The sequence below is a fragment of the Pseudoroseomonas cervicalis ATCC 49957 genome (genome assembly GCF_000164635.1).
Taxonomy (GTDB): domain Bacteria; phylum Pseudomonadota; class Alphaproteobacteria; order Acetobacterales; family Acetobacteraceae; genus Pseudoroseomonas; species Pseudoroseomonas cervicalis.
Genome location: NZ_GG771046.1, coordinates 1 through 1,077, shown reverse-complemented (window position 1 = coordinate 1,077; position 1,077 = coordinate 1). Strand labels below are relative to the sequence as shown.

The window sequence follows — 1,077 nt, the reverse complement described above, 5'->3', positions numbered from 1 at the left end:
GGGCGCAGGCCGGGGCCGTCCAGCCCCGGGCCGGTCTCCGGCCCCGGCTGGTCGGCGGCGGCGGCGTCGGCGCCCTTCTCGGGGGGGCGGGCGGTCATCGGCACGTCCAGCCTTCCCTCCACCCGGTCGCGCTGCATGGCGGCGCGCGCCACCAGCATCAGCGTCACCGGCGTGGTCACCAGCAGCAGCCCGCCGATCAGCACCTCGTGCAGCACCAGCCGCGACTGCAGCACGCTGAACACCAGCATCGAGGCCAGCAGCACGCAGCCCATGCCCATCGAGGTGGCGATGGTCGGCGCGTGCAGCCGCTCGTAGAAGCCGCGGAAGCGCAGCAGCCCGACCGAGCCGGCCAGGGCCAGCCCGGCGCCGCAGAGCAGCAGCAGCGCCGCCGGGATCGCCGCCCAGCCGGGCAGATCCGCGAGCGGGCTCATTCGATGACCTCGCCGCGCATCAGGAATTTGGCCAGCGCCGCGGTGCTGACGAAGCCGAGGAGCGCGATCACCAGCGCCGCCTCGAAATACAGGTCGGTGCCGCTGCGGATGCCGAAGCACAGCAGCAGCAGCATGCCGTTGACATAGAGCGTGTCGAGGCCGACCACGCGGTCCTGCGCGCGCGGGCCGCGCAGCACGCGGAAGGCGGCGCAGCAGAAGGCGGCGCCCAGCATCAGCTGGGCCAGCAGCAGCGACCCGTGCAGCACGGCCTGGCTCATTGGAAGATCTCCATCAGCGGCGCCTCGTAGCGATCCTTGACGATGCGCACCCAATGCCCCTCATCGACCAAGTCGAGGACGTGCAGCAGCAGCCAGCCCTCCGCCTCGTCGAACTCCACCCAGGCGGTGCCGGGCGTGGCCGTCAGGATGCAGGCCAGCACCGCCAGCGCCTCGGGCTTGCGCAGGGCGAGGCGGATGCGCAGGAAGCCGGCGCGCCGGGCCGGCTGGCGCAGCAGGATGATGCGCGCGACGTCGATGTTGGAGCGGATGACATCCCGGGTGACGCTGCCCAGCAGCCGCAGCGCCAGCAGCGGCCGGCGCAGCCGCACCCGGCCCGGGCGCAGCAGCGCCAGCGCCCAGCCGCCGAG

Annotated in this window: 3 protein-coding genes; all 3 read right to left on the bottom strand. The window is 73.5% G+C overall.

Features of this window, described 5'->3' with window-relative positions; genetic code table 11:
* A partial coding sequence (mnhG, locus tag HMPREF0731_RS21615; protein ID WP_007006378.1) for a monovalent cation/H(+) antiporter subunit G occupies window positions 1–431 on the bottom strand: 431 nt, incomplete at its 3' end.
* On the bottom strand, window positions 428–709 hold the full coding sequence (locus tag HMPREF0731_RS21610) for a K+/H+ antiporter subunit F (protein ID WP_007006377.1): 282 nt from the start codon (window positions 707–709) through the stop codon (window positions 428–430). The genes mnhG and HMPREF0731_RS21610, both read right to left, overlap by 4 nt.
* Window positions 706–1,077: Na+/H+ antiporter subunit E (locus HMPREF0731_RS21605; protein WP_007006376.1), on the bottom strand; the 372-nt coding region annotated here is incomplete at its 5' end. The genes HMPREF0731_RS21610 and HMPREF0731_RS21605, both read right to left, overlap by 4 nt.